The 5,148-nt window shown below is 64.8% G+C and carries 6 protein-coding genes; all 6 read left to right on the top strand.

Annotated features, from left to right (window positions below; translation table 11 throughout):
• Positions 1–502: polysaccharide biosynthesis protein (locus MUO23_15130; GenBank protein ID MCJ7514285.1), on the top strand; the 502-nt coding region annotated here is incomplete at its 5' end.
• A complete protein-coding gene (locus MUO23_15125; protein MCJ7514284.1) occupies positions 499–1,455 on the top strand; it encodes an SDR family oxidoreductase in 957 nt (318 codons plus the stop codon). The genes MUO23_15130 and MUO23_15125, both read left to right, overlap by 4 nt.
• Positions 1,456–1,558: 103 nt before the next feature.
• Entirely contained in the window at positions 1,559–2,629 is a 1,071-nt protein-coding gene (locus MUO23_15120; protein ID MCJ7514283.1) for an N-acetylneuraminate synthase family protein, read from the top strand.
• A gap of 33 nt (positions 2,630–2,662) precedes the next feature.
• Positions 2,663–3,775, top strand: a complete 1,113-nt coding sequence (locus MUO23_15115; protein ID MCJ7514282.1) for a glycosyltransferase — start codon at positions 2,663–2,665, stop codon at positions 3,773–3,775.
• A complete protein-coding gene (locus tag MUO23_15110; protein MCJ7514281.1) occupies positions 3,765–4,517 on the top strand; it encodes a glycosyltransferase family protein in 753 nt (250 codons plus the stop codon). Before MUO23_15115 ends, MUO23_15110 begins: the two co-directional genes overlap by 11 nt.
• 15 nt (positions 4,518–4,532) lie before the next feature.
• The coding region (locus tag MUO23_15105) for a hypothetical protein (protein MCJ7514280.1) at positions 4,533–5,148 on the top strand (616 nt) is incomplete at its 3' end.

Below are 5,148 nucleotides of genomic sequence, written 5' to 3'. Positions count from 1 at the left end.
GTATGGCAACGTTGTCGGCAGCCGCGGCAGTGTTGTGCCGGTGTTCTTGCGACAGCGGCAGACCGGTGTGGTCACGATCACCGATGAGAGGATGACCCGCTTCTGGCTTTCACTGGATCAAGGTGTTCGCTTCACCATCGGTTGCATCGAGCGGATGCTGGGCGGCGAGGTCTTCGTGCCCAAGATCCCCAGCATGAAGGTGGTCGATCTGGCAAAGGCCATCGCCCCGGATTGCCGGATCGAGCACGTCGGAATCCGCCCGGGGGAGAAGCTGCACGAGGTCCTGCTGTCGGAGGATGAGGCGAGGCATGCGGTCGAGCTGGATGACATGTACGTCGTCGAGCCGGCCGAGGCGCTGTGGTTCGGTCACGGCTGGAGGCAGCAGGGCGCGCCCCTCCCGCCGGACTTCCGCTACGCCAGTGACAGCAACCCCAACTGGATGACTCTGGACGAGATCCGGAGCATCGTCGACCAATCCCGGGATCTGAGGACCGAGGCGTGACGGAAGGCGGAGACCGTCGGCCGCGATTGCTGATCACCGGGGCCAGCGGCCTGCTGGGCGCGAACATGGTCCTGACTGCGATCGGACGATGCCGGGTCACGGCTCATGCTTATCCGGCCGCCCTCCGAGCCATGGGGTTCGACAGCCTGGCCTCCGACCTGACGCTACCCGGGGCGGTCGAGCGTTTGATGGACGATGTCCGTCCCGACTGGGTTGTGCACTGCGCCGCTCAGGCGGATGTCGATGTTTGTGAACGAGACCCAGGCATGGCAATCCGGCTGAACCGGGACATGGCAGCCAACGTGGCGCGGGAGGCTGCCGCCCGCGGCGCTCGACTGATCCATATCTCCACCGACGCCGTGTTTGACGGTGAGGCAGGCGCCTACCGTGAGGCAGACTCGACCGGTCCCGTCAATGCCTACGGACGCAGCAAGCTGCAGGCCGAGCAGGCCGTCCTTCAGGCTCACCCTCAGGCGCTGATCGTGCGCACCAACTTCTTCACCTGGCCGGCTCCTGGCAGGAGCGGCCTGGCGGCTTGGTTTCTGGGTCGGCTGGAAGCAGGTCAGGAGTGCCCGGGCTTCACCGATGCGCGATTCAACCCACTGCTGGCAAGCCTGCTGGCGGCGATCCTCTTGGATCTCGTGGCCGGGAAATCCGCCGGCGTTCTGCATGTGGCCGGGGGCAGCTGCATCAGCAAGCACGAGTTTGGGGTCCGTCTGGCGGAGACCTTCGGGTTCGACCCGAGGCTGGTCCGGGCTGTCTCCAGCGATGCCGGCGGTCTGACAGCCACGCGGGGGAAGAACCTGTGCCTGAACACGGCCAAAGCCGAGCAGGCTCTTGGCAGACGCATGCCGAACCTGAAGGAAAGCCTGGACCTCTTCCGCTTGGAGAAGGAGAACGGGTTCTCGGAGGGGCTGATGGCCGTCCGCCAGGAGTTGCCGGGCGGCCTGTGACCCGCCGGTCTCATCTTCGAGGCGCAGGCGCGCCAGCGAGGGTAGCCTGGCATCCGTCGCCCCCGGGCGGAGGGGAGACCGGCCAAGGGATGGGAGGAGCAGCATGCCTGACATCAAGGTCCAAGACCGGTGGATAGGCGAGACTCATCCGACGTATTTCATCGCCGACATCTCCGCCAACCACGATGGCGATCTGAGCCGGGCCAAGAGCCTGATCCATCTGGCAGCGGAGGCGGGGGCGGAGGCCGCCAAGTTCCAGAACTTCCGCGCCCCGCAGATTGTCAGCGATCGCGGTTTCCGATCGATGGGCTTGCAGATCTCCCATCAGGCCGGCTGGAAGAAATCGGTCTTCGAGGTGTATCAGGGGGCGTCCATCCCTTTCGAATGGACACCGGAGTTGAAAGCGACCTGTGCTCAGGCTGGGATCGACTACTTCTCCTCGCCCTACGACTTTGAAGCGGTGGACATGTTGGATCCGCATGTCCCGGCCCACAAGATCGGATCTGGCGAAATCACCTGGCTGGAAATGGTCCGCTACATCGCCGGCAAGGGAAAACCGGTGTTCCTGGCGACGGGCGCATCGGATATCGGGGATGTGCAGCGCGCCGTCGAGGCGATCCTACCCATCAACTCGCAGCTCGTCTTGATGCAGTGCAACACAAACTACACCGCCAGCCTCGAAAACTTCGACCATATCCACCTGAATGTCCTTAAGACGTACGCCGCCATGTACCCGGACGCGGTCCTCGGGTTGTCGGACCACACGCCGGGGCATGCCACGGTTCTGGGGGCGGTGGCTATGGGCGCTCGGGCCGTCGAGAAGCACTTCACCGACGACACAGCCCGCGTGGGTCCGGATCATCCATTTTCCATGACCCCGGACTCCTGGCGAGAGATGGTCGATCGCACCCGCGAGCTCGAACGCGCCTTCGGCTCTCCTGACAAGCGGGTCGCAGACAACGAGGCCGACACCGTCATCGTGCAACGGCGCTGCCTGCGAGCAGCACGCGACCTGGCTGCCGGCGAGGTCATCAACCGAGGCATGCTCGACATCCTGCGCCCGGCGACGCCGGGGGCCATCCTGCCTCACGAGATCGAAGCGGTCCTCGGCGTGACCTTGCGGGAAGGCGTGGCGGCGGGCGAGGCACTGCGTTGGACGATGGTTCGATCCTGAGCCGCGACACCCAGGCATCGGGGCGGTAGCTTGATGCGGGTGCTCTATGTGTCGCGGGGCTCAACGGTCCATGACCGGCGGTTCCTGCGGGCGATCACGGCGGCCGGGCTCGATGTCGGCTGGTTCAGGCTGTCAGGTCCGCCAGCAGGACAGCCCCTTCCGCCGGGCGTGCGGGACCTGACCCCGTCGCCGGCCGGGACAGGTGATCGGCGGCTGGGGGCCATCGGGGTGCGGCGCAACCTGGCCATGGCCATTCGAGCCTACCGGCCGACGCTCGTGCATGCCGGACCCATTCAGCAGGGCGCCTTCCCCGCCGCTCTGGCCGGCGCCCGGCCTCTGGTCAGCATGTCATGGGGTTCTGATCTGCTGCGTGACGCCGCAGGGGGATTGGGCCGCTGGCAGGCGAAGTATGTCCTCACCCACAGTGATCTGGTCCTCTGCGACTGCCAAGCGGCCCGGCGGCGAGCAATCGAGCTTGGCGCGTCCGAAAGCAAGCTGGTGGTCTTCCCCTGGGGTGTCGACCTGAAGCACTTTCGCCCGGGCAGCAGGCCCGCGATTCGGGCTCAGCTGGGCTGGGGGGACTCGTTCATCGTCCTGTCGGCCAGGACGCTCGAACCGATCTACGGCGTCGACGTTGTCGTTGAAGGCTTCCTGCGGGCTGCGGACGAAGAACCGAAACTGAGGCTGCTCGTGCTATCAGATGGGAGTCAGCGCGGGCCTTTGGAGCGCAGGATTGCCAAGGCCGGCATGAAGTCGCGCGTGCACTTCGCCGGTGTCATCGATGAGACCAAACTGCCTGACTACTACCGTGCCGCCGACCTATACGTCAGCGCCTCACACAGCGATGGCAGCTCCGTCACTCTGCTGGAGGCCATGGCCTGCGGCTTGCCCGTACTGGCATCCGAGATCCTGGGAAACCGAGAATGGGTCGCTGCCTCTGTCAATGGCTGGCTTTTTCCAGACGGAGACGCCCAGGCTCTGGCGAGTGGACTGCGCGGGGCATGTGCCGCAGCCGATCGGCTCCGCGAGATGGGCAAGGTGGGGAGGGCAACCGTCGAAGCTCGTGCCGACTGGAGCAGCAACAGCCGCATGCTGGTCGATGCCTACCAACTGGTAACCAGCCAGGCAAAGCGGAATGCGCCCTAGGATCGTCGTCGTCATCCAAGCCCGCATGGGCTCAAAGCGCTTGCCAGGAAAAGTGCTCGAGGACATCGCTGGTGCTCCCATGCTGGTCCGGGTGGTTGAGCGATCGGCGCGGGCCGCACAGGTCGATGATGTCATTGTAGCGACAACCGACCTGCCGCCGGATCAGGCGGTGGCGGAAGCCTGCCGGGGGTGGGGGGTTGCCTGCTACCGAGGCAGGGCAGACGATGTCCTGGACCGGGTCTACAGTGCAGCTCGGCAAGCCCAGGCGCAGGTCGTTGTGCGGATCACGGGTGACTGCCCCCTCATCGATCCGGCAGTCATCGACTTGACCTTAGATGCCTTTCTGAAGGCCGAGCCCCCGCTGGATTTCGCCGCCAACCGCCTGCCGAATGGCCGTACGTTCCCAATCGGACTTGACACCGAAGTGGCAACCTTCGATGCGCTCGAGCGGGCGTGGAACGAGGCGACCGAGCCCTACCAACGAGAGCACGTCATGCCATACCTCTACGAGCCTCCCGGGCGCTTCCGGGTTCTGCGGGTCGACCATAGTCAGGATCTCGGCCACCTTCGTTGGACCGTTGACACCGCGGAAGACCTGGAGTTCGTTCGCCGGGTGTACGCTGCTTTCCCCGGCCGGACCGACTTCACCTGGCAGGAGGTCTTGAAGCTCGTGGAGGAACAGCCAGAACTGACGGCGATCAACGCCAGTGTGGCTCACAAGACGTTTATGGACGCGGAGTGAATCTGCCCTCAGTGGGTGACTGCCTCACAAGCGTTTCTCAAAGGGATCATGCTCACGATCTTCAGTGCGCCTAAACCCTTCACGAACCCGCACATCAGCCTGATTCAAGGCAATGCCATTCGGTCATGGCTGGGTCTCGGGGCCGAGGTCAATGTCCTGGTCGTCGGGGACGAACCGGGATTGGCGGAGGCGGCGGATGGCCTGCAGGTCCGCTGGATCTCAGGTGTCGAGCGGAACAGCCACGGGACACCTCGCCTCGATTCGATCTTCCACCTCGCCCGGACAGCAAGTTCGCAGCCTCTCATGGCGTACGTAAATGCCGACATCCTGCTCCTGCCCGACCTGGTGGAAGCCGCAAGAGCGGTGCAGGCAGAATGCGCCGACTTCCTAATGGTTGGCCAGCGCTGGGATCTGGGCGTGGCGAATCTACTGGAGGGAGGCGAGGCGGGTCAGAGGGTCTTGCGCGACAGGGTAGCTCGTGAAGGCGTCTTGCACCCCGCCGGAGGAAGTGACTACTTCGTGTTTCCGCGCCAGTGCTTCGCCGATCTTCCCGCCTTCGCCATCGGCCGTTCCGGGTGGGACAACTGGATGATCTACCATGCACGCCGCAACCGCTGGCCGGTGGTAGACG

This window comes from Anaerolineales bacterium (genome assembly GCA_022866145.1).
Classification (GTDB): domain Bacteria; phylum Chloroflexota; class Anaerolineae; order Anaerolineales; family E44-bin32; genus PFL42.
This window is presented reverse-complemented; position numbering and strand designations above follow the sequence as displayed.

Coding starts and splice junctions, on each gene's coding strand:
- MUO23_15115 (MCJ7514282.1), top strand. CDS start 2,663: ATGCGGGTGCTCTATGTGTCGCGGGGCTCAACGGTCCATGACCGGCGG.
- MUO23_15120 (MCJ7514283.1), top strand. CDS start 1,559: ATGCCTGACATCAAGGTCCAAGACCGGTGGATAGGCGAGACTCATCCG.
- MUO23_15110 (MCJ7514281.1), top strand. CDS start 3,765: ATGCGCCCTAGGATCGTCGTCGTCATCCAAGCCCGCATGGGCTCAAAG.